Here is a 23,930-nt window from a genome sequence, read left to right as displayed (position 1 = left end):
GCACGTCTGGCTCTGACCGCCTGACTGATTGGCCGAGCGACCCGCCGCCCCCTCCGGCAGCAGATCGAAGGCACGGTGGATGTCGCTCACCGCAGGTGCCGTGGAAGGAACCTAGCTCTAGCTGGCTCTAGCTAGCAGTACCCGGTTTCAACCTGACCGCCCCCGGCTGTAACTCGGTTGCACTCGGTTGTACTAGGCTCCACCCAGCTCTAGCCGGATGCGACTGCGATCCGAGGGCCGTTCCGGTTCGTCCTGCTTCGCTTAGGAATTCCGGCTGTAGCGAGAGATGAAGGCATCCATGTCTAGGTGTTCCTCCACCGCATCAGCGAGAAGATCGACCTGCTTCATTCGCTCCCCCGCGGATGATGCCTGTGACCGCGGGAGGGAAAACACCTCGCTGAGGAAGTCCTTTCGGCGCTCGTCATCGTCCATCACACCATGCCGGTGTGTGCCCCACAGATTGCGCACACACGATCCTTCGCCATCGAGCCAGGTTGGATCCCCATTGCGTGCCACCCTGCCATGGTGAATCTCGTAGGTCCCATCAGGCCACCGCTTGAGTGTCTTTTCAGGGTGGAAGGCGATGTCCAAGTCAAACAACCCGAGGCCACGTGTCTTGCCACGGTGCGACTCGACATCGTCTTCAATCGATTTTCCTAGCATCTGGTAACCACCACAGATAGCGAGAATCGGCCCCGTCCGTTGGCACAGCGCGTCCGCGATACCGTTGCCACGCATCCACTCCAGGTCCGTCACCGTCGACTTTGATCCGGGGACAACGACGAGGTCGGCCGAGCGTACAAGGCCGGGATCGCTCGTCCACGTCACCGTGGTCGCGGGTTCGGCTGCCAGAGCCTCAACATCCGTTGCGTTGCTCACTCGCGGGAGGCGGACTGCTGCAACCGAAATTGTCTTTTCCCCGGGGGCAACGCCGGCGGCGAGGCCGACGATACGCCCTTCTGCGGACTGAAGGCTATCTTCCGCATCGATCCACAAACCATCGATGAACGGAAGAATACCGATGGTCGGCACACCGGTGCGGGCATACAAGTCATCGAGGCCCGGCTGGAGGATGTCCGGATCGCCACGGAACTTGTTGATGATGAATCCCTTAATCCGCGCGCGATCCGCCTCATCGACGATGTGGTAGGTACCAAACAGGTGAGCAAGCACGCCACCTCTGTCGATGTCACCGACAACGTAGACGTCCAGGTCGCAGGCCTCTGCCAATCCGAAATTGGCTACGTCGGTAGCGCGCAGGTTCGTTTCCGCTGGCGAGCCGGCTCCCTCGCAGACGACAATGTCATACTCTCGCTCCAACTCACGCAGCGTCTCCGCCGCTACTTCCCGCATCCGGGTGCGCCGGGTGAAATAATCCTTCGCACCCACATCGCCCTCGACGCGGCCAAGCACGACAACCTGAGATCTCCTATCGGACCCGGGTTTGAGAAGCACCGGGTTGAAACGCACCTCAGGTTCCAGTCCACAGGCGAATGCCTGCAACGCCTGAGCCCTGCCGATTTCCCCACCGGTAGGGCATACAGCTGAGTTATTCGACATGTTCTGGGCTTTAAACGGCGCTACGGATACTCCCCGGCGCGCCAGCGCCCGGCACAGTCCGGCGACGAGAACGGACTTCCCGGCGTCGGAGGTGGTCCCGCAGATCAGTACGGCACTCACGGCGTTCCTTTCTTAGCTTGTCGACGCTCTGGTGCAGCGTCGGGGCATGTCGAACGGTTCTTTTTCGGAGCTTTAGTCCGGGTGTTTTAGTCCGGAATGGTGAGAATCTCGTTCCCATCCTCGGTAATGACAAGGGTGTGCTCGAACTGGGCTGAATAGCTAAGGTCGGTGTTCTGCACTGTCCAGCCGTCGTCCCAGATGCGGTAGTCCAGGCCACCGAGGTTCAGCATCGGCTCGATTGTGAGTGTCATGCCAGGCTCCAGAATGTCCCGGTAGGCCGAGGAATCGTAGTGCAAAACGACGAGTCCGTTGTGGAAGGTGGGGCCAACGCCATGGCCGGTGAAGTCGGTAACCACGGAGTACCCAAAACGGTGGGCATACGTCTCGATAACGCGCCCGATGACGTTGACCTCTCGCCCTGGCTTCGCCACCTTAATGCCACGCATCATGGCTTCCTTCGTCCGCTCAACCAGGTTCTTAACCTCTTCGGAAACTTCGCCGACAAGGAACGTTGCGTTGGTATCACCGTGGACACCATTTTTGTAGGCGGTGACGTCGATATTGCAGATATCCCCTTCCTGCAGCACGGTAGAATCCGGAATGCCGTGGCAGACGATCTCGTTGACGGAGGTGCACACCGACTTCTTGAAGCCTCGGTAACCGAGGCAGCTCGGGTATGCACCATGGTCGCACATGTACTCGTGGGCGATTCGGTCAAGCTCATCGGTAGTGACACCAGGCTTCACGGCCTCACCGGCGACCTTGAGCGCGTTTGCAGCAATCTTGGAGGATTCCCGCATCGCTTCAATCACCTCAGGGGTCTGCACATATGGCTCACCGATGGCCTCCTGCACCTCATCCTTCCACACGTACTCGGGTCGCTCAATGTTCTCCGGTACCTTGCGGATGGAGCCGATTTTTCCTCGATTTTGTGCACGTTTTTCCATGTGCATCATGGTACGCGGTAAATCAAAATGTTGATATTCGCCCGTGGCGGATATCCCTACGCCAACGTGCTACGCCCCACTAATGTCGCTACCTTCTTGACGTTACGAACCTCACCCGTGCCTGCCCCGTAGAAGCGTCAATGCTCGTCAGGCTGTCCAGAGTTCATTAATCGCTCAACTTCTTGTAACTTTGCCGCAATTAGCTGGTTAGATCCGCTGAATAGTTTGAACGTCAGTGAAGGTCTCTACCTTCACCCATGACCAATTTTTGTACCCGCCTTTCCCAGAGCTTTGTGCGAGCACGGATACCCGGCTCGTCACCTCCTGAGCGAGACGGGGATACTGCTAGACGGAGAAAATTATGCGCACAGGTTCGCGTTCCCGGTTTTTATCCCTTGTTGTCACTACTGCCCTCGTCGGTAGTCTCGTCCCAGCCGTAGCGGATGCCGCTCCCGGTGAAGCACACAATCTTGGCTCACGCTTCACCCTCGCTGTGCTGCCGGATACCCAGTTCTATTCCCGCTACGAAGCGCCATCGGGCGGACAGATGTTCGCAAATCGCTACGGTTCCAACCCCTTTGATTCACAGGCACACTTCATCGTCGATAATGCAAAGACTCTCAATATCCCGTTCACCTCCCACCTCGGCGATGTTGTCGATCAGAACGATGTAGCCGACCAATGGGATATCGCCGACCGCGCCATGGCCGTTCTAGAAAACGGGGGCATGAACTATTCCATCCTCCCCGGTAACCACGATCTCGGGATGAACGGCTCAACCAGCACCTTCTCCTCTCATTTCGGCACTGCCCGCGCACAAAAGAACGAGACCTTCGGTGACCGAACTACGGCTACTGTCAATGGTCAGGATGTCGAGTCCGAGTACCATATTTTCGAGGCAGAAGGCCAAAAGTACCTCGTTCTTGCTCTCGGTTTCCGGGCACCGGATGAAACACTCGATTGGGCACAGAAAATTATCGACGAACACCCGGATCTGCCGGTCATCCTGACATCCCACGAGATTTCAAATATCGATGGCGAAGGCACAATTCGGCTTACCCCCGAATATGGACAACACCTCTGGGACACGTTCATCGCCAAGAACGACCAAATCTTCCTCACCATTGCGGGTCACCACCACGGTGCGGGTTATTCGGTGATGCAGAACAATTTCGGTCATGATGTCGTGACGATCCTGCAGGACTATCAGATGGCGTACCTCGGTGGCAATGGTCTCATGGGGCTTCTCGAGTTCGATCTCACCGGCAACTCCCTCGATATGACCGCATTTTCCCCCTGGGTAAAGGAGAAAAAGCCAGAAGCTCTCACCCAGTTCGATCATCTCCTCCCCGCTGGAGACGGCGATAGTTACAGTGTTCCGCTCAACTTCAAGGAGCGCTTCGCCGGTTTCGCACCAGAATGGGACGAAGGCGATAGAAACGATCCCGATTATTCCGAAACGGCAAAGCAGATCATTTCCGCTGGATACAAACCGTACACAATCACCGAGGCAGACAAGCCAGCGAATGCAAAGGATTACGTGCACGTCGATGGAACGGCTGTCCACTGGCGTCCCGGGGAAGCAACATACAAGGGCAAGAAGCTGAAAGCGGGCCAAGCAGCTCCTGTCGGTACCATCATTCCTGACGTTGCTGGCAACTCCGATATGACAAGGGCACCATTGCGCGGTGGAGTAACCGGCGACATCACCTACGAGAACGACGCACACCCGTTGTCTTCAGATCAAGGATCGCTGCGCTGGTCGAAGCCACTCGGGAAACTGGATGTCAACTTCTTCGAGACAGCTACCGGTGCCAGCATCAACAAGGAAAACTTCCCCAACGGCTACACTCTTGAGTCCTTCATCAAGCTGGACAAGGACTTCAACGGTGACGACAACGGCTGGTCCAATGCACTCGTTCGCCGTGGCAGAGTTACGGATGCTGACCCAAGCAACGGGGACACCGATCCTGCGCAAATGCTCGGGGTCTCCAACCTCCGGGAAATCCGCTACTGGTCGCATGGCGCCAACAATGAAGGCTTCTCCAACTGGTCGCATGAGGTTCCCACGGGCACGTGGATGCATGTCGCTATCGTGAACGACCCCAAGACGCAGTCTGTGAACATGTACATCGACGGAGCCCCAATCTTGCGCGATGGATATGGACCCATCGGGTTAGGTGGCCAGTCCACATGGCTCATGGGTACCTCGATGGAAGACGGTAAGCCCGTCGATCCGTGGTTCGGATCTATTGGTGAAACCCGCATTGTCGACCATCCAATTGGACCCGATCAGTGGTTGACGGCCCGTGCAACTGGTGGCAATGACCAGAAACAGGACGAAGCCGAGGACACAAACGACGGTGGCAGTCACGACGATAAGCAGGGCAGTTCGAATGCCAAGGGCGATGCAACGACATCCAGCGCTGCCGGAACAATAGCCGGTGCCACCGTTGGAGGCGTTGTGCTCGGTATTATCGCCACCCTTGGTGCTATTGCCGCACTTCTGGGTACCGCTGGTAACCTCGCGATCGGCTGGCTTAAGAATACGTTCCATCTGTAATCGCTGCTGACTAAGGCTTAGCCATCTGCCCGTGGACGATCTGTATGAGCTCTGCGCGTGTCAACGCACATTGAAAATGCGCCTCACCACACAGAGAGGAAATGATGGCACACGCACCAGTCATTTTCGTGTCCTATATTTCGCACGGCTGCCCCGGTGTTCAGGGCAGTCGTGCGAGCTGACGTGACTCCGTGCAAGCTATCGTGATTCACTGCCAGGGCCACATGTGCACTGGCAGTTTTCGTCAGTCCCCTCGGTCTCATCGGCGCGGTGTCTGCGGCTTCCCGATGTCCTTTCCGCACATCGATGTCCACACTCCACTCTGATCAACAAACGTCCCGTCGAAAAATCGACAATGCAGAAGACAGGTGGCAAGGAGGATGAGACATGCAGAACTTTGCTGCCCGAGGTGGGGGTTTACCCCCACGCATGCCCCAGTGGGGTGCTCCCTAGGGCCGATCCAGCTCCGTGAAAAACACATCCGTTACGGCGGTTGCCGATTCGGAGCCGCCACCACCCACAATGAGAGTGGCAAAAGCGAGGTCGTCGCGGTAGCCAGCAAACCACGCATGCGAACCTCCGGCGAACTCGGCTTCACCGGTCTTGGCATGAATCTCGCCACCAGCGCGCATCCCGCGGGCGGTACCCTGGGTGACCACAGCACGCATCATGGACTGGAGCTGAGCGATCTGCTCCGGTGCGGGCGGCTCGGCCGGATTTTTCACTTCGGTCTTAAGACCGTCGATAAGCCACGGAACCGGTGTCGAGCCATGCGCGGCTGTCGAAGCAACCAGAGCCATCCCAAACGGACTCACGAGGTCATCGCCCTGACCATAACCTGCGTCAATCCGATCGAGGGGTTCCTCACCCTCTGGCACGGAGCCGGTAACGGTGCTCAGCCCCGGAATCTCGTAGTCCACTCCGAGGCCAAACCTCTGCCCCATCGCGTGTAGCTCACCGGGAGCCAGGCGGTACGAAATATCGGCAAAGGTCGTGTTACATGACGAAGCGAACGCGTCGGTGAGGCTCGTCATTCCGCGCGAAAAGCTGTTGTAGTTCGTCACAACGCGGGTACCGAGCTCCATCGTCCCCGGGCATGGCACCGTTGAGCCGGGAGTGAGCCCCTGACTATTGAGCCCTGTCATAGCCGTGATGATCTTGAACACCGATCCCGGCGGATACATGCCCATGAGTGCCACGTTTCCGTCCTCATCAGCCTTGCGAGTCTGGGCAATACCAAGAATCGCCCCGTCCGATGGTCGCATCGCAACGAGCATCACCTTCATTTCCGGGCGCCTGTCGACGGCGATCTGCGCCGCCTCCTGCACCTTGTGATCGAGCGACACCGGAATTGCCGCCTGTAGCTGTGGTTGCGTGGTTGTCAGTGTGTCGATGACCGCACCGTCATTATTAGCCGTCACAACCTTCCAGCCGTTTTCCCCCTCGACTTTCTCCGTCACTTCCTTTTCGATGGCGCTCACCAGCTCGGGTGCGAACTCCGGTTGTGGACGCACGAGGGCAGATTCATCGTTGACAGTCACTCCCGATACACCATCGAGCCCCTTCTTCACTGCGTCTCCGTGTTCACTGCCCACGGTTGCAACGGAGTAAACCCCATCTGTCTCCGCAATCGCTCGGGATACACCTGGGATATCTATTGGGGGCTCACCATTTTCGCTGAGAACCTGGCTGATTTTTGTCACGGTTCCGGGAAGACTGGTGGTCTCCTGCTTGTCGACGATAATCCGGTGCTTCACACCAGGTTTGAGGATCTCCACGCCGTCTTGCGTCACTACGGAGGCCCTCTGGGCCTCGATCGCGCGCAGCTCCAGATGCTGGTTGCTGCCTAGAGACGGATGGATAACATTCGGATTCCACCGAATCACCCACGAATTATTTACCTTGTTTAAGTTGAGTGTTCCCGCATACGTGAACTCCCGGTCTCGCGGGAGGTCCCAGGTCATTTTCACATGTCCTGTGGCCAGCGTGTCACCGTTATCCACCCCGGTAACAGCGGTATCCACCCCTTCAGCTTGAAGGCCTGACGCTGATTGTTCGAACTCGCTTAAAGCGCTCTCCGGATCGTCCGTGAGAGCTGCAGCCGCTTCGTAGTTTTCCTCGCTTAGCGCCTGCGCGAACTCTTCCACCACCGGATTAGCGGTCTTCGGCTTGGGGGTACATGCCGTAAGTCCCGTCGCTGTCAGCACTGCTATTGTGCAGGCTGCAATTATCCGCCGCTTCATATCCCCCCAATGTAGTGCACCCGTACCCTCGAACGACTCTCCCCCGCCGGGCGCGGACGGCGGGCGCTGACTGGAGAGCAACTGGCTCGTGTTCTCATACCCGTTTGTTCACAATCACACTGACACACTGCCACACTGACACGGAGTGATTGTCAGGCTAGCCTTAACCTATGCCTAAACTACCCATCCCAAGGAATAGGGCCATCGCCGTTGTCGGTTCTGTGACCGCCGTCGTTGCCTTAGGACTCGGCAGCCTCGGTTGGACTTTAAGCACGCCACCGGAAGCCGTGCACCTCGACACTGCCGTGGCGGAACTGCAACCAACAACTCAGTTCACCGTAGAGATTCACGACAAAGACGGAATCCTGTCCGATGCCGACAAACAGGCGTTACAAAACGATGCCACACGGCTCGAGGTACCTTCCGTCGTAAAAACCATTCACTACATGGTGTTTGCCACCAACCGCGAAAATGCCCTGGATACGGTGGAAGAATATTCTCGCAAGCAGCTCCCCGAGATCTTCACCGCCGATGGCAAAGAATTCGTTCCCGGAACGTTCATTATCGGGGTTGGCCTGGATCCACGGCAATCCTTCATCACAGGCTCCGACGATGTTACCGCCGCTGTGCAGATTGCCGAAGACAATTCCCACCGCCAGCGGGCCCTTGATGCAGTTAAGCCCGGGGTGAAGGCGAACAACATTCCAGCAGGCCTCTTTGCCGGGGCGCAAGCTGCATTCGATCTCACTGCCCTCCAGGAAGATGCTCAAGCACAGGCTGCAGAAAACAGAGTAGGAGCCGCGATAGGCAGTGGTGCAGCCGCTGGCGCTCTTACAGCGATTGCGGGTTCTACACTCGTGGCCCGGACAAATCGGCGACGCAGGGATACCCTTGCCGCGCGCGATAATTATGACTCTGTGGTTCGCTCCTACGGAGATGTTGCCCAGCGCCTCGATGCGATCAACATCCGCGCGCACTCTCTAACCTCCAGCCTCGCAGACAGGCGACTACGAGAACAATGGGAGGAAGTGCAAAATAAATTTGTCGCTGTGGGACAATCTGTTGACCGCATCGGTCTCCTTACTCCGACGAGCCCCGACAAAGAGTTCGCGCAAGCTAAAACCGACATTGACGAAGCCGCCAGCATCACTGCAGACATTGAAACAGCAGAAGCAAATATCGATACGCTGTATGCAATGGAGCACGGAGATGAATTGGTACGTAAGGACCAACTCACAGCGCTGCGACACGATGTTGAGGATGCTCGTGACCTCGTCACCACGGGGCCGCTTGCTGATCGCCTCGACGACCTCCACGAGCGACTCACTGCTCTCACCGCCCGCATAGCGTCCCCGTCTTTTGTCGACGAGTACGTAGAGCTGTTAGATGATTACAGCCACACCTTGGCGAAGGTAAAGAGCGAGAAGTTCTCGGATGTTGAGACGGAAACTGTACCGGAGCCTCCTGCACTGACAAGCAGCGACTACCGCCCAGGCTACGGATGGAACAACTTCATTCCCTTCTGGGTCATGAGTACGTGGCACTCTGATGCTGTCGCCTCCAGCGATGCCGGGGCAAATTCTGCGGGCGGATACTCCGGTTTCTCCTCCGGTTTTTCAGCCGCAGGCGGAACATCCTCCTTTTAAAGAAAGGTACTTCTACCGATTTATAGGGGTTTTCCTCATCGGACAAGCGCGTACGTGAAGGAGCAACGCAGGCTTCGACACCACGTGCAGGAGCACGGATGCTCACGTGGCACGTTTGCCCACCTACCTATCCCCATTCCTGTGTCAGGCAGACACCCTGGAAAGCATGTAGCGCACCTGCACAGCGAGGGAATGAATAAGCGGTGAACGGATTAGAAAAGCGGTGACGGGGTCATACCTCCGTCACCGCTCTCATCATGGGTCACGCATTACACATCATGTGTCAGCGTTGTATTAGGCTTCTGCGCGCATCTGCGCATCCAGCTTCTTAGCTTCCTCGATGAGTGTTTCGACGATGTCTTCTTCTGGCACGGTCTTGATTACTTCACCCTTGATGAAGATCTGCCCCTTGCCATTGCCGGAAGCGACACCAAGGTCGGCATCGCGTGCCTCACCTGGCCCGTTAACGACGCAACCCATAACGGCAACGCGCAGCGGAATATCCATTCCTTGCAGGGACTCGGTGACTTCCTCCGCAAGTTTGTACACATCCACCTGGGCACGACCGCAGGACGGGCAGGACACGATGTCCAATTTTCGGGGACGCAGGTTCAACGACTGAAGGATCTGGTCTCCGACACGAATCTCCTCCACCGGTGCGGTGGACAGCGAGACGCGAATGGTGTCGCCGATACCTTCAGCCAACAAGGCACCGAAGGCTACCGAGGACTTGATAGTGCCTTGGAATGCGGGACCCGCTTCGGTGACACCGAGGTGCAGCGGATAATCCGTTTTGGCTGCTAGCTGACGGTAGGCCTCCACCATAATCACCGGATCGTGGTGCTTCACCGAGATGGCGATGTCACCGTAGCCGTATTCCTCAAATAGGCCCGCCTCCCAGATAGCGGATTCAACGAGAGCTTCCGGGGTGGCCTTTCCGTACTTTTCCATGATCCGCTTGTCGAGCGAACCTGCATTAACTCCGATGCGGATCGGGATGCCTGCATCGCCTGCGGCCTTGGCCACTTCCTTCACTCGGCCATCGAACTCGCGGATGTTACCGGGGTTCACGCGGACGGCAGCACACCCTGCTTCGATGGCCTGGAAGATGTACTTGGGCTGGAAGTGGATATCGGCGATGACGGGGATCGGGGACTTCTGCGCAATGATCGGGAGTGCATCCGCATCCACAGTCTTCGGGCACGCAACGCGGACGATGTCGCAACCAGAGGCAGTAAGCTCTGCAATCTGCTGCAGAGTGGCGTTAATGTCATGGGTCTTGGTGTTTGTCATCGACTGCACGGAGACCGGGTAATCGGAGCCAACCCCGACATTACCGACCATGAGCTGACGCGTCTTTCGACGCGGGTGCAGAACTGGTGGTACTTCAGGCATTCCAAGTCCGATTGGTGCTGGCATTCGTAAACCTATTCTCTAGCTGGGGAAACTTTCGGTGCCCCAGTTTACACTGCTACCCTTCCAAAGGACGCGTAGCTGTCCGAGTTTGCTGCTTAGAACAACTTTATGGGGTTCACCACATCGGCAACAATTACAAGCCCACCGATGACAAGGAGCGCGAGACTCGCCGCATAAGTGATCGGCATTAGCTTCGTGTAATCGGCAGGACCAGCAGGAGCAAGACCACGGAGGCGGCGGAGGGCATCACGAATCTTCTCGTAGATCACCACCGCAATGTGCCCGCCATCGAGGGGCGGGAGCGGAATGAGGTTGAACAAAGCCAGGAAGTAGTTGAGGTTGGACAGGAGCATCCAGAACATGGCCCACAGGGACCGCTCAACGAGCTCACCGCCGACGCGGGAGGCACCGACGACACTCATGGGCGACGACTGATCACGCTCGCCGCCGAAAATCGCAGATACGACACCGGGAATCTTACCCGGGAACGATTTGAGGCCGTCCCACGTGGCAACAAAAAGATCTCCTGCATACGATGCCGTCGCCCCAACCGCATTGACTGGATTGTACGTGAGGTAGGCATCCTTAATCGGCGCGCTGGAAACTCCGATGACTCCGACTTCCTTGACGGTGCCATCTGCTGCTGTTGCCTCGACGCTCTCTACTCGAACGGGGAATGTAAGAAGTTCACCGTTTCGTTCTACGGCAATGTCGACTGTCTCGTTGGGATGGGTAAACACCTCATTCCGCACATCGATAAATGAGGGCGTTTCCACCCCTCCAACGCTCCGAATAGCGTCGCCGGGTCGGATACCTGCTTCGAAGGCCGGTCCGCTCCCCTCGCACCCTTGTCCAATGCATTTCGTTTCTGCCACCACTGGGGTGACATCGGGGTGCGGATTTGGCAGGCCTGTCGTGACAGCCAAACCGTAAAGAATGACTGTTCCCACGAGGATGTTCATGGCGATGCCACCGGACATCACAGCGATCCGCTTCCACGCGGGCTTCTTGTACATCGCCTGAGACTCTTCTTCGGGGGTCATCTCATCGAGCGCTGTCATTCCCGCGATGTCACAAAATCCCCCGAGGGGAATTGCCTTAAAGCCGTAGTCTGTGTGTCCCTTGGTGATTTTCCAGAGCGTAGGACCAAACCCGACAAAGAAGCGCCTTACACGCATGCCAGATAGACGCGCGATGGCGAAGTGCCCAAACTCGTGGAGAGCAATTGTCACTGCTATTCCGACAGCAAATAGGACTACTCCCAGGAAGTAACTCATGCGGCGGTCATCCTTCTTTCTTGGTCATGTGATCCACACCGAAGCGCGCGGGAATAGTAACCCGATTGTGCCATGTACCGCCAATCAGCGGTACTTTCCACGTTTCCCTGTGCAGGTACAAAGCTCGCGATGGAGGCTGGGGATGGTCACGTCCTACTTACCCAGATACACACGGAACTAGCTGGATCCACATCTCAGGTGAGGGAAGCTCCCAGCTTCGCTCTTTTGAGCGGAATCGTGACGAACAGCAATCCAGCCTCCTGAGAGCTGCGCCCGCTTAGTCGGACTGCAGGGACCCTAGCACGTCATGGGCGCAACGCCTGGCAGCGTCCTGCGTGGCCATCACGTCATCGAAATCGCGTGGAGTACCGGCAAAATCATCAGCTTTGCCCAAAACAGACTCCACCACATCGACAATCTGTGGAAATTGGAGGCGCCCGGCAAGGAATTCCGCTGCTGCTTCTTCATTCGCAGCGTTAAACACTGCTGGCCACGTTCCGCCCCTGGTTACCACTTCCCGGGCAAGTCGGACAGCCGGGAAATTTACCTCGTCCACGGGTTCAAACGTCCACTCATATTTTTGCGAGAAATCAAGATGCGGTTGCGCATCTGGAACACGATCCGGCCAGTTCAACGCCAGTGAAATTGGAAGTTTCATGGACGGCGGGGAGGCCTGCGCAATGGTAGCCCCATCGACAAATGTGATAGCCGAATGCACGATTGACTGAGGATGAACAGTGACCTCGATCTTCTCCGCCGGCACATCGAAGAGCAGGCTGGCCTCGATCAGCTCCAGCCCCTTATTCACCAGCGTCGCCGAATTCAGGGTATTCATTTGGCCCATAGACCACGTTGGGTGTTTGGCGGCTTGTCCCGGGGTGACATCCCACATCTCCTCGCGCGTCCAGCCGCGGAAGGGACCACCCGATGCTGTGAGTACGAGGGACCGAATCTCACCGTGGGTCCCCGACCTCAGTGCCTGCGCCATAGCCGAATGTTCCGAATCCACTGGAACGATCTGTCCAGGAGTGGCCTTCTTCATTACTAGCTCGCCACCGGCAACGAGAGACTCCTTATTAGCCAGGGCGAGCACTTCGCCTTGATCAAGGACTGCGAGGGTAGCTGCTAGACCCATCGATCCAACGAGTCCGTTGAGAACGGTATCCGCCTTCACTGAGCGAACTAGCTGTTCCGCAGCATCAGATCCTGTAATAACCTCTCCACCTAGTGCGTCTTCCACTGCTTCATGATGACGCGCTACTGCAACCTGCGATGGGGAAAGTCCCAGTGCTCGAGCCTGCTCGATGAGCACATCCGTGTGCGATCCACCCGCTGCGATACCTACTACTCGGAACTTGTCGGGGTTGGCTGCAATTACTTCCAACGCCTGAGTTCCAATGGATCCTGTGGATCCCAAAATCAAAACTGTCCGTGGCATCTAACCCTGCCTTACCTTCATGTTTCTTCGTCTACGTTTGTGAATCTACCCGCCTGTTGCTGCCAGACACCGCTGCCCAGTCCGGATGCCACCTTCTCGGATGCTCTTTCACTCGGAGGTGCCTTACTCGGAGGTTGCCCTGACCGAACAAGGAGACGGCATTTTCCGCATGCCCGGTGTCTTTCCGGCTACCCGGTGTCATAGAAAACACTAGTAGGCAGATGCCCTCACCCGATTCGTGTGAGAGCACCCAGACATCGCCGAGCATAGGTTGGAAAACACATGTGCGTTCACAACCACGAAAAATAGCTCATTCACATACTAACGTCATCCGTTACAGATTCTCGAGCAACCCGACCGTCACGCAGAAGGAAACGGGGTGAGCGCATTCAATGCGAGCCGTCCAGAGCGAGGATTTCCCAGCGCCGGTAACGTCTTCGCGTACCCAATGGTGGAGCCTGTGGATACATGGTCCCTACCCCCTACGCGGGAAATAGGGTACGTCGAAAGGCGGATATTTGAGTGATACGCGGCTGGTTGTTCGACGAAGTAGAGAAAGTGTGGAAAGATTTAGTCTGTCTAGATAAAAGTGCACGTGCAGCGTTGCGCACGCCACGGTAGCTAGTTTCTTGCTGCTACTGGCGCCCGGCGCTCACGTTGATGGAATAAGGAGTTACCGTGGCTGGTTCCCACACTGTGAATGCCGAAAATGCCAATTCCGGCAAGAAGGTCAAGAAGGCTCGCAAGAATCGCAAGCCGGCTGTACAGGCTGAACAGGGCGGAGAAATTTACAACGGAGTAAACACCCTCGACGAGCCGTCGGCTAAGTGGGGCTGGCACCGCATCGGCAACGGTGTCATTCAGATCTGTGGTTGGATCGGCGTCGTACTCCTCCTGGCTTTCAACTTCGGTAACCACCGGGGTCACGTTGAGACCATTTGGCTCGTGACGCTCGCTGTGGTCATCGCCCTCGGACTCATCGTGTTCGCGATCAAGCCTGATCTCAACCAGGTACGCAAGGTGACAGCGAACAACCAGCCGCAGGGATACCAGGAGAAGAACTGGAACTACGACCAGAAGCACCTTACTGGCGACTACGCCAACCTCACCGACTCCCAACTTCGCAGCCTCAACTACGATCCGGCTCTCGTTCACCGCACCGAGGCACCGGCTCGCCACGTTGCTGCGCCTGAGGCAGCAACTGCTGTCATCGAAGAAAAGTAAAACTTCTCCTCGTCGTGCACTTGCGCGTCATGTGACGCACAAGCCAGTGACTGTTCACTGCTACAAGCGATGAACCGATCCGCCTCGCCGGATTCCCATCGACGTACGTCACAGGAACGCCACAGACCTCCTTTTTCGGAGTAGTAGGGTAATCTAAACCGCCTTCCACTTTTGGTGAAAGGCGGTTTACCTTTGCTTTCTTCCGGCACTCACCCGTCGCAGTCATCACCCACATCACGCAGCCGGCCCAGTTTTAGCGATCAGCCACGTTCTTGGCGGCCATGTGCCCTGACGTTCCTATTGGCGGCCATGTGCCCTGGTGTTCCTATTGGTAGCCCCGCCCCTCAGACTGGCATTGATGATTCCCAAGCGGCTTTCCCACCGCACGCCCCAGCGCCAGGAAGCAGGGCGAGACGTTTGTATTTATCCCGAAAGGCGCAACCGACCACGAGTCTTACAAACTGTCTGCTGCCTGGTATTGCGGCCACCACAAATGGTGCGGGTGGCCGAACACCAACGCATGAGGACCAGCCAGATGGTTACCGACTCTTATCGCTGCTTACTGTTGCGCGCGGCTTCATCGGTCAGGCGAGCTGCCTCCGCGGTTGCTTCCTTCGCACGCCGAGCCGCCGCGCCTGTTCGCTCCTCAGCAGCGAGCTGTCCACATGCTGCGGCGATTTCTTGGCCACGGGTGTCACGAACAGTACAAGTGACCCCGCGCGCGATGACGCGCTTTTGAAACTCGTCCTGCACACGTTTGGGACTTGCATCCCACTTCGATCCCGGTGTCGGGTTCAGTGGAATGAGGTTAACGTGCACCTTGGATCCCAAGGCACCATGCAGCTTCTTACCAAGTAGGTCCGCCCGCCACGGTTGATCATTGATATCGCGAATGAGGGCGTACTCAATCGATACCCGCCTGCCTGAGGCCTCTGCGTACTCCCGCGCGGCATCAAGAACCTCTGCAATAGACCACCTGTTGTTAGCGGGAACCAGAGAATCGCGGAGCTCGTCGTCAGGAGTATGAAGACTCACCGCAAGCCGGCAAGACAAACCTTCAGCGGCGAAGCGGCGAATAGCAGGAGCCAGCCCCACCGTCGACAGTGTGATGCCCCGCTGGGAGATACCGAAACCCTCCGGCGACGGCTGCGTGATCTGCCGGATGGCACTGAGAACGCGGTTGTAATTGGCCAAGGGCTCACCCATGCCCATAAACACGATGTTGGATAAGCGGCCGCCCTTAGCCTGCATGGTGGCAGCTGCAGCACGCACTTGGTCAACGATCTCCCCCGTAGAAAGATTGCGGTCGAGACCGCCTTGACCGGTCGCGCAAAATGGGCATGCCATTCCACATCCGGCCTGGGAGGAAATGCACAGTGTTGCGCGATCTGGGTATTCCATCAATACAGACTCAAGAAGCGTTCCATCGTGGAGCTTCCATAACATCTTTTGGGTCTTGCCATCGTCCGCGGATGTCTCCCGCACCGGAGACATCAACTGGGGGAAAAGCTTCTCCCCTACCGTCGTACGGACAGACTCAGGAAGGTCAGTCATCAGTTCAGGATCTGCCTCAAACCGGCCGTAATAATGGCGCGCGATTTGGTTGTCTCGGAACTTAGGGAGGCCAAGCTCCTTGAGAATCTCGATCCGCTCGTCTTTGGTGTAATCGGCATAATGCTTCGGCGGCATCGAGCGCCGGGCACGGTTAAAGTTCAAAACAACAGGTTCAGCCATAATAACCCTCATTGTGCCAGAAAGAGCCAGCAATCCCCCAACGAGTTCCCGTCGCGCACCGCTTCACCGCCCGAGCTGTTTCCTGACTGCGCTGGTAACTACTGAATTTCTGCACACCACCTGGGCTATTCGGTGAGCAACGCGACTACAAGACCCACTAGCGATGTGTTCTCTTTTTTAGACGCTGACGGAAAACCGCGGACGGAATATCATCGCCTGAGTGCATTGTTCGGGAGGGATACTCCACAGGGGGTGTGCTTTCCTCAGACTAAGTCTGAAGAATCGACAAAATGAGCCACGTCACCACACCGGCGGGCAGCATTCCATCGAGCCTATCCATGAGCCCACCGTGTCCAGGAAGCATCCGCGACATATCCTTGATACCCAACTCGCGCTTAAATTGGCTTTCCACAAGATCGCCCAACGTCGCTGCGATCACGAGAAGAGCCCCAAGAACCACTCCCAAGAGTGGATTTGCGTGAAGCAGGAAACGAACCGTAAGAGCACCGACTACCATGCCGAGGGCAAGCGAACCGGCGAACCCCTCCCACGATTTGTTCGGGCTCACCGCCGGAGCCATGGAGTGTGAACCGAAACCAACACCGGCAAGGAAACCGCCCGTATCACTGGCGATGACGCAGAGCATAAACGTCAGGATAAACATGGGCCCGGGGATATCATGTCGAGTGATGTTCGACAACATGGCGATGAACGATCCGAACAGGGCGATCCACGTCAGCACGAATACGGACATCGACATATCACGCCAGTAGTTGCGTGGCGGGGTATGCCTACCGTTTCTGAACAGCCGACTGAACATTACAAGGAGGATGCTGCTCACGTAGCCCGCCATGAGCCCCCACAATCCCCACGGCCACGAGGACCACACCATGATTTGCCCGCCGAAGAGGAGAATGGACAGGCTCATAGCATAGCCCCCCTCGGTCAGACGCCGATGGACTTCCCACGTGGCTAGCGCGACGGCGGTCGCGACAATCGGGTACCAGGCAACGGGGCCGACAAGGATACCAACCAGGACGATCGCGATGAGAATGACGCTTGTGGTGATGGCGGCGGGCATGTTGCGCCCGGAGTCATTCTTTGGCCGCGGTATGCGGACCTCTGAAAGCTGTTCCCAGCTGAACCGTGAAAAGTCTGGACGGGACATTGTGCTTCTTGTGATTCCTTGGTGATCGTCGAAAAAACGGGGATCGGGGCTCCCTCGCTGTTCAGGGCGAGGCTTTCAGCGCGCGGAGGTGCAGAAGCACTGCGCGTACTCCCCTCGAGCCTAGTCCACAACGATGCATTCTTGAGGCAATAAAGATTCGCCGTGTGTCCTATTTCAAGCACGAACAGGCACTGTCCACGCTTGATTGGACCCAGAAACTGCTTATGCGTGTATCCTCCCCTGCATATCTTGGACTCAGCACTGCAGGCGAATTACGCATTTTCCTCATCTGTATCCACTGCGACAAACGCGCCACGGGTGTCGCCGTGGCGCTAGGTCGTCGCTCTGTGGATACCCGTAGAGCGTCTGGACGTGGGCTCCGGTTTAGACCTCCATCAGGTCCTTTTCCTTCGCTTCCACGAGCTCTTCCACGCGAGTCTCGTTCTTCTTAGTAACCTTGTCCAGTTCCTTCTCGCCAGCCTGCACCTCGTCCTCGCCAGCGTCGCCGTCCTTTTGGATCTTCTTCAGCTGATCCATCCCCTTGCGGCGGATGTTTCGGATGGCGATCTTGCCTTCCTCACCCTTGGACTTGGCTACCTTCACCATCTCGCGACGACGTTCCTCTGTGAGCTGCGGAACCGTTACGCGCAGAACCTGGCCATCGTTTGTCGGGTTTACACCGAGATCAGAGTTTCTAATTGCACGCTCGATATCGTCCATCGAGTTCATATCGTACGGCTTAATGAGCAGCATACGTGGCTCGGGAACAGAAATGGTAGCCATCTGGTTAATAGGGGTTGGTTGGCCGTAGAACTCCGCAATCACGCCGTTGAACATTGACGGATTAGCGCGTCCCGTGCGGATGTGGGAAAGCTCCTCGCGGGTGTGATCCACGGTGGCTTCCATCCGCTCGTCGGCTTCAAGGATTACTTCATCAATCATGGTTAGAGTCTACTTCTCCTTCGGAGGCGATGTAAGAAAACCTTTCTCCATCGCTCGTTTGTAATGAATTCACTTTCTGGGAACCGCGCCCAGAGGAGGACGTTTCTCCTCTGCTCCGGAACGGGTCGTAGGACTGTTCGTCTCCGCTGTTCATGCCGATTGGTATCAGTGTGTGACATTCCGCCCGGAGACGGTGGCACGAACACGGAATCGGAACTACTTGCTCACCAGGGTACCAATCTTCTCGCCACTGACCGCTCGACGAATGTTCCCTTCCGTGAGGAGGTTAAACACCAGAATCGGCATCCCGTTGTCCTTGCACAGGGAGAAAGCGGTGGAATCGGCGACTTTCAGGTCACGACGGATGACTTCGTCGGGTGTAATGGATTCAAAAAGCTCCGCATCAGGATTGGTGCGTGGATCATCACTGTAAATGCCATCCACGGCCTTTGCCATGAGGAGAACCTCACAGTCGATCTCCAACGCACGCTGGGCAGCGGTGGTGTCAGTGGAGAAATACGGCATGCCCATGCCGCAACCAAAGATGACAACGCGCCCCTTCTCTAGATGGCGCTTTGCACGCAATGGAAGGTAGGGCTCGGCCACTTGGGCCATGTTGATCGATGTCTGCACACGGGTTTCCACGCCCTGCTGCTCAAGAAAATCCTGAAGGGCGAGGCAATTCATTACCGTTCCCAGCATGCCCATGTAGTCACTGCGGGCCCTGTCCAGTCCACGCTTTTGCAGTTCAGCTCCACGGAAGAAGTTGCCGCCACCGATCACAACGCACACCTCGGTGCCATTGTTAGACACTTCAGCGATCTGCTTCGCCACATTCTCCACTACGTCGGGATCAATTCCGACCTGGCCACCGCCAAACATCTCTCCGCCAAGCTTGAGCATGACACGCTTGAACCCACCTCGGCTGGATTGTTCTGCGACCTCGTCGACCACGAGTCTGTCCTTCCTGTTGCTATTCGCTGCTAGTCAATCGGCTTTATCTTACCGTATAACAAAGGCGCACCGCCGTTCCCACTGGAAACGATGGTGCGCCCAAAAGCAGAACTGCTAGATCCGCAGGATCCTGCTAGCTAAGAGCCAGTCGTGTTACTTCTGGCCAACCTCGTAACGGACGAAGCCGGTGACGGTGATGCCAGCTTCTTCGGCCAGCTTGCCAACGGTCTTCTTGTTGTCAGCAACACTCGGCTGATCGAGCAGGACGACGTCCTTGTAGAAGCCACCCAGGCGACCCTCAACGATCTTCGGGATAGCCTTCTCCGGCTTACCCTCCTCGCGAGTGATCTGCTCGGCGATAGAACGCTCCTTCTCGACGACCTCAGCGGGAACATCCTCGCGGGTCAGGTACTGAGCCTTAAGGGCCGCAACCTGGAGGCACACCTGGTGCGCTGCTTCCTTCGCGGAGTCGCCCTCGCCTTCGTAGGCTACGAGCACGCCCACGGCCGGCGGCAGGTCGGCGGAACGCTGATGCAGGTAGGTGGCGACATGTGCACCCTCAAGGGTGGCAGCGCGACGAAGCTGAAGCTTCTCACCGATCTTTGCGGACATCTCCTGGAGAACGTCAGCTGCGGGGCGACCATTAACCTCGACGGCGGCAAGCTCCTCAGCGGAATTCGCCTTGGCTTCACCGGCGGCAGCAGCGACGGCATCTACGAACTCGATAAACTCAGGGGTCTTGGCCACGAAGTCGGTTTCAGCGTTAACCTCGACGATGGTGTTGCCGGAGATGGCAACGATGCCCTCGGCAGCGTCGCGGTCTGCACGCTTGCCCACATCCTTTGCTCCCTTGATACGGAGCAGCTCGACGGCCTTTTCAAAGTCGCCGTCGGTCTCACTCAGGGCATTCTTGCAATCCAGCATGCCGGATCCGGTCATCTGACGCAGTTTCTTCACGTCTGCAGCGGTGTAGTTCGCCATTGTTGGGCGATCCTCCTTGAGTTAAATTTTTGTGGATCGTTTTCGCTTAATAAAGCGTACTTGAAGTTTCCCAGTATTGCTCGTTTGCGATGCCAGGAACATCATAGAAAAGCCCTCACGCATGCGTAGTACGTGAGGGCCTAGAGGGGGGATAATTCCCCGGGATCATCGACCCCTGGAATTACTTAGCGGACTCCTCGGAAGCCTCAACCTTGGGGGCTACCTCTTCCTTGGACTCCTCTACCTTGGGAGCGACCTCCTCAGAAGAAGCCTCAACCTTCGGTGCAACCTCTTCCTTGTTGTCATCCCCGGCGGCCTTCTTGGCAGCCTCGAGCTCGCGCTCCTTGCGTGCCTTCTGGCCCTCCTCCACTGCAGTGGAGATAACGCGGGTGAGAACGGTGGTGGCGCGGATGGCATCATCGTTGCCCGGCACCGGGTAGTCAACCTCATCAGGGTCGCAGTTCGTATCGAGAATAGCGACAACCGGGATGTTCAGCTTGTGAGCCTCAGAAACCGCGATGTGCTCCTTGTTGGTATCAACAATCCACATGGCGGACGGAATCTTGCTCATGTCAGCGATGCCACCGAGAACGCGCTCAAGCTTGGTGCGCTCGCGGGTGAGCATGAGGATTTCCTTCTTGCCACGCCCGGCGTAGCCGTCCTCAGCCTGATCCATTGCCTGCAGTTCCTTCATGCGGTGAAGGCGCTTGGACACGGTCTGGAAGTTGGTCAGCATGCCGCCCAGCCAACGGTGGTTGACGTACGGCATTCCGACGCGCTCAGCCTCGTTCTGGATAGCTTCCTGAGCCTGCTTCTTGGTGCCGACGAACAGGATGGTGCCGCCGTGGGCAACGGTCTCCTTGACGAACTCGAAAGCCTGATCGATGTAGGTCAGCGTCTGCTGCAGGTCGATGATGTAGATGCCGTTACGGTCGGTGAAGATGAAACGCTTCATCTTCGGGTTCCAACGACGGGTCTGGTGGCCAAAGTGGACACCGGCGTCGAGGAGCTCTCGCATGGTTACAACTGCCATGGTGGATCCTTTACTTTTGTGGTTACATTCGTACTCAACGTGCAGGTTTTTCCTGCACCCTAGCGACTTCCGACCGTCCACACCCCGAAGGGACCACGTGAACGGGCTTCACGGAAAGCCGCGCGTAGTCAGCTGCTTGTCATGGGAAAATGTGGTTTATACGAACACACTCGGGCTTTCGCTCGACCGAGCTCGCACAATGTGAAATCCCCAAAGCAGGCACACTGCGACTACCAACTATACCCCTGACACACTCAAAGACCTAATTTCCAAGCATGCGACGTAACCCCGCGTTCGACCGTACCACCGCAGCACAATAAGCGCATCCGCAAGAACCGCATCCGTAGGAAACCAGTGAGCGCACCTGCAAGGCAAAGTTTCCGTTCATTCCGGTCATAAGCGGATCCTGCAGGTGGTCCTCCTTCACGTGCGTTCTTCCAGCTTCCGACTCCTCATTGTGGATAACTTTCGGAACTATAAAACCGATGAGCTCGCGTATTCCTCAGCTCCTGCTGCATTTCAGCAAAAGCCAGCATCCTTCATCACACTGGTGGCATGCTCACAATTCCTACACTCCGATATTCACAGTCGGATGCCCCCGCAGTTCTCCGCTCACTAAACAATGCGATGCAGGTGCCCATCGCTCGCACTCTGCTCACTTTGGAAACCACTGCGTCTTTACCGCAGCAGCGGATTCCCATCCCACAATCTCCCCGGCGAGCACACACCGTCCACGGCATTGAGCCCAAGAAACGAACGTGGCCCGATAGAAGCTATCGCGCGCTCCTCGCTTCTGGCGAGACAGATATCTCAACGCTCTACGGGAACGGAAGAGAGCGGTTCAGCGATGTCCGGCTCCAGCTTCGAACCGCCCAGCGAGATGCCCCTTTGCCTTTCCCCGCGCTTAGAAAAAGAGGTACCGTACGGGTTCTGTTGCACACTCTCGTGTTGGTTTGTCTCCTCTGCTTCTCATCGATTTTCGTTTCTTCACCAGCTATCGCAGACACGCATCCCGGGGAATATGTGAGCCCGACTATCGGTTCACCCCTGTGGCCGATCGTCACGCGTCCTTTTGATCGGCCAGCAACGAGGTATGGCTCCGGCCACCGTGGAGTTGACGTGGCCGCTCCCCCGGGCTCGCCCGTCGTCGCTTCCGGCGATGGGATCGTCCGATTCGCTGGCCTAGCTGTGGACCAACCGACGGTGTCCATTTACCATGCCGATGACATCATCACGACTTACCTGCCTGTGATACCGGACGTTGTGCCAGGCCAGCCCGTCGTGCGAGGCCAAACGATCGGGATTGTCGCTCGTGTACCCTCCCTTCACAGTGGCCTACATTGGGGAGCCAAGACAGGACCGAATTCGTACATGAATCCGCTCCACCTTTTGCACGATCCCCGCATTCGAGTGATCCCAACCCCTCCTGATATTGAACTTCGTGTGCGAGAACAACGTCAACTGAAGTAAGCAGTGAGGTGCCCGTGGCTCTCTCTTCTATAGGGATTGCGGTACGCGCAGATAATCCCGGCGAGACGATCGTCGGAAGGTGAACCAGTGGCAGGCACGCCGAACAGGCAGCCTCACTGGGCAGCTCGCGAACCGATCTGCTTACGCGCGGGGGTGTGCGTTGTTGTAGATCTTTTTCAGTCGCTCGCCGGATACGTGGGTATAGATCTGCGTCGTCTGCAGCGAGGAATGGCCGAGAAATTCCTGCACAGCACGCAGGTCAGCACCTCCTTCAAGCAGATGTGTAGCGGCGGTATGTCGCAGAGAGTGCGGGGTGATCCCGTCAACACCGGTGTTCGCGGCGGCTGTTTCCACAATGCGACGAACTTGTCGCGGGTCGATGCGTCCCCCGCGCACGCCGAGGAACAGCGCATCGCCGCTGTCTGCGGTGGCAAAGTGCCCACGTCCTGCGGAGATCCACTGGTCCAGCGCATTCCGTGCAGGAGCACCGAATGGAACAACGCGTTGTTTGTTTCCCTTGCCCGTCACTTTCACGGTGTTCTTTGCGCCGTCGACATCGGCGACATCAAGTGAGCACAGCTCCGCAACACGCATGCCAGTGGCGTAGAGCAATTCGAGGATCGCAGAATCCCGGAGAAACTCGGGTTCGGAGTGCGAGCCCGCGTTGCCCATCATTTCCCCTGCTTGGTCGCTCGTTAACACGGTAGGTAGATGGTGAGATTTATACGGAACTCGCAACCGGCGGGCGGCATCCTCTTCTAGGTATCCCTGCTTGTGCGCCCACGTGGAAAAACTCCGAACTGCGGCCGTCCGCCGAGCAAGTGTCGCCCGGGATTTTCCTGCGCTCACAGCTTCTCCTAGCCAGGCTCGAAGCCCGGTAAGCGTGAAGCCAGCTACGCCATTCAGATACTCACAGGCCAGCAGCAGGTCGCTGCGGTAGCCTCGGATCGTTGCTTCACTTTTTCCCTCGTTGAACCGGAGGTGGTCGCAATAATCCTCGATGAGCTCATGAAAGTCCGGGGTAGCCATATACGTAGTGTAACCACCAGCAGCGATTCCTCATCCGCCGTGTCTTGTTACTGCACGGGGTCCACGGCCCGCCACGGACCGGTTCACCTCGGTGGAAAACTCCAACGATCGCGGGCCGATCCTGTACCTCACCCGGAGGCATTCCGTCCCCCCGCATATGCCCCTTTGCGGACGACACCTCTCCA

17 protein-coding genes are annotated in these 23,930 nt (G+C 57.1%); 4 read left to right on the top strand and 13 right to left on the bottom strand.

Going from position 1 to position 23,930, the window contains the following annotated elements; translation table 11 throughout:
• Positions 1–261: 261 nt before the first annotated feature.
• Both HMPREF3044_RS02810 and map read right to left on the bottom strand, forming a co-directional pair.
• Positions 262–1,680, bottom strand: a complete 1,419-nt coding sequence (locus HMPREF3044_RS02810) for a cobyric acid synthase (protein ID WP_070739175.1) — start codon at positions 1,678–1,680, stop codon at positions 262–264.
• Between the two features lie 86 nt (positions 1,681–1,766).
• Positions 1,767–2,636 (bottom strand): type I methionyl aminopeptidase, encoded by an 870-nt coding sequence (gene map / locus HMPREF3044_RS02805; RefSeq protein ID WP_005389625.1) that lies wholly within the window; start codon positions 2,634–2,636, stop codon positions 1,767–1,769.
• A gap of 352 nt (positions 2,637–2,988) precedes the next feature.
• On the opposite strand from map, the gene HMPREF3044_RS02800 reads away from it, so the two are divergent.
• Positions 2,989–5,190, top strand: coding sequence for a LamG-like jellyroll fold domain-containing protein (locus tag HMPREF3044_RS02800; RefSeq protein ID WP_070739173.1), 2,202 nt, complete (start codon positions 2,989–2,991; stop codon positions 5,188–5,190).
• Between the two features lie 449 nt (positions 5,191–5,639).
• Here the strand turns inward: HMPREF3044_RS02800 and HMPREF3044_RS02795 are convergent, their stop codons facing one another.
• Positions 5,640–7,433 (bottom strand): penicillin-binding transpeptidase domain-containing protein, encoded by a 1,794-nt coding sequence (locus HMPREF3044_RS02795; protein WP_005389621.1) that lies wholly within the window; start codon positions 7,431–7,433, stop codon positions 5,640–5,642.
• 170 nt (positions 7,434–7,603) lie between these two features.
• On the opposite strand from HMPREF3044_RS02795, the gene HMPREF3044_RS02790 reads away from it, so the two are divergent.
• Positions 7,604–9,079: a DUF5129 domain-containing protein gene (locus HMPREF3044_RS02790; RefSeq protein WP_070739171.1), complete on the top strand. Its 1,476-nt coding sequence runs from the start codon at positions 7,604–7,606 to the stop codon at positions 9,077–9,079.
• Positions 9,080–9,373: 294 nt separating this feature from the next.
• Here HMPREF3044_RS02790 and ispG read toward each other — a convergent pair whose 3' ends face one another.
• The 3 genes from ispG to dxr all read right to left on the bottom strand — a co-directional run bounded on the left by ispG (position 9,374) and on the right by dxr (position 13,210).
• A complete protein-coding gene (gene ispG, locus HMPREF3044_RS02785; protein ID WP_034989476.1) occupies positions 9,374–10,498 on the bottom strand; it encodes a flavodoxin-dependent (E)-4-hydroxy-3-methylbut-2-enyl-diphosphate synthase in 1,125 nt (374 codons plus the stop codon).
• A 92-nt stretch (positions 10,499–10,590) separates the two neighbouring features.
• Entirely contained in the window at positions 10,591–11,772 is a 1,182-nt protein-coding gene (locus HMPREF3044_RS02780) for a M50 family metallopeptidase (protein WP_070739169.1), read from the bottom strand.
• Between the two features lie 277 nt (positions 11,773–12,049).
• A complete protein-coding gene (dxr, locus tag HMPREF3044_RS02775) occupies positions 12,050–13,210 on the bottom strand; it encodes a 1-deoxy-D-xylulose-5-phosphate reductoisomerase (RefSeq protein ID WP_005395640.1) in 1,161 nt (386 codons plus the stop codon).
• Positions 13,211–13,888: 678 nt separating this feature from the next.
• On the opposite strand from dxr, the gene HMPREF3044_RS02770 reads away from it, so the two are divergent.
• Positions 13,889–14,434 carry a DUF2631 domain-containing protein gene (locus HMPREF3044_RS02770; protein WP_005389613.1) on the top strand — a complete coding sequence of 182 codons (546 nt, stop codon included), beginning with the start codon at positions 13,889–13,891 and terminating at the stop codon, positions 14,432–14,434.
• A 549-nt stretch (positions 14,435–14,983) separates the two neighbouring features.
• On the opposite strand, the gene rlmN is transcribed toward HMPREF3044_RS02770, so the two are convergent.
• From rlmN to rpsB, 6 genes are all read right to left on the bottom strand, one after another.
• Positions 14,984–16,168 carry a dual-specificity RNA methyltransferase RlmN gene (gene rlmN, locus HMPREF3044_RS02765; RefSeq protein ID WP_231286041.1) on the bottom strand — a complete coding sequence of 395 codons (1,185 nt, stop codon included), beginning with the start codon at positions 16,166–16,168 and terminating at the stop codon, positions 14,984–14,986.
• 268 nt (positions 16,169–16,436) lie between these two features.
• The gene (locus HMPREF3044_RS02760) at positions 16,437–17,336 is read right to left on the bottom strand and encodes a phosphatidate cytidylyltransferase (RefSeq protein ID WP_196793925.1); all 900 of its coding nucleotides are present in this window, start codon (positions 17,334–17,336) and stop codon (positions 16,437–16,439) included.
• A 384-nt stretch (positions 17,337–17,720) separates the two neighbouring features.
• On the bottom strand, positions 17,721–18,278 hold the full coding sequence (gene frr / locus HMPREF3044_RS02755) for a ribosome recycling factor (protein WP_005389609.1): 558 nt from the start codon (positions 18,276–18,278) through the stop codon (positions 17,721–17,723).
• Between the two features lie 216 nt (positions 18,279–18,494).
• The gene (pyrH, locus tag HMPREF3044_RS02750) at positions 18,495–19,181 is read right to left on the bottom strand and encodes a UMP kinase (protein ID WP_070739231.1); all 687 of its coding nucleotides are present in this window, start codon (positions 19,179–19,181) and stop codon (positions 18,495–18,497) included.
• Positions 19,182–19,385: 204 nt separating this feature from the next.
• Positions 19,386–20,213 (bottom strand): translation elongation factor Ts, encoded by an 828-nt coding sequence (gene tsf, locus HMPREF3044_RS02745; protein ID WP_005389607.1) that lies wholly within the window; start codon positions 20,211–20,213, stop codon positions 19,386–19,388.
• 181 nt (positions 20,214–20,394) lie between these two features.
• The gene (rpsB, locus tag HMPREF3044_RS02740) at positions 20,395–21,246 is read right to left on the bottom strand and encodes a 30S ribosomal protein S2 (protein WP_005389606.1); all 852 of its coding nucleotides are present in this window, start codon (positions 21,244–21,246) and stop codon (positions 20,395–20,397) included.
• A gap of 555 nt (positions 21,247–21,801) precedes the next feature.
• On the opposite strand from rpsB, the gene HMPREF3044_RS13315 reads away from it, so the two are divergent.
• Positions 21,802–22,716 carry a M23 family metallopeptidase gene (locus tag HMPREF3044_RS13315; protein WP_331252789.1) on the top strand — a complete coding sequence of 305 codons (915 nt, stop codon included), beginning with the start codon at positions 21,802–21,804 and terminating at the stop codon, positions 22,714–22,716.
• Between the two features lie 141 nt (positions 22,717–22,857).
• Here the strand turns inward: HMPREF3044_RS13315 and HMPREF3044_RS02735 are convergent, their stop codons facing one another.
• On the bottom strand, positions 22,858–23,745 hold the full coding sequence (locus HMPREF3044_RS02735; protein ID WP_070739167.1) for a tyrosine recombinase XerC: 888 nt from the start codon (positions 23,743–23,745) through the stop codon (positions 22,858–22,860).
• Between the last annotated feature and the right edge of the window lie 185 nt (positions 23,746–23,930).

The sequence above is a fragment of the Corynebacterium sp. HMSC073D01 genome, assembly GCF_001815555.1.
Classification (GTDB): Bacteria; Actinomycetota; Actinomycetes; order Mycobacteriales; family Mycobacteriaceae; genus Corynebacterium; species Corynebacterium glucuronolyticum.
The sequence above is the reverse complement of the archived record's forward strand: the minus strand, read 5'-3'. Positions and strand labels throughout refer to the sequence as shown.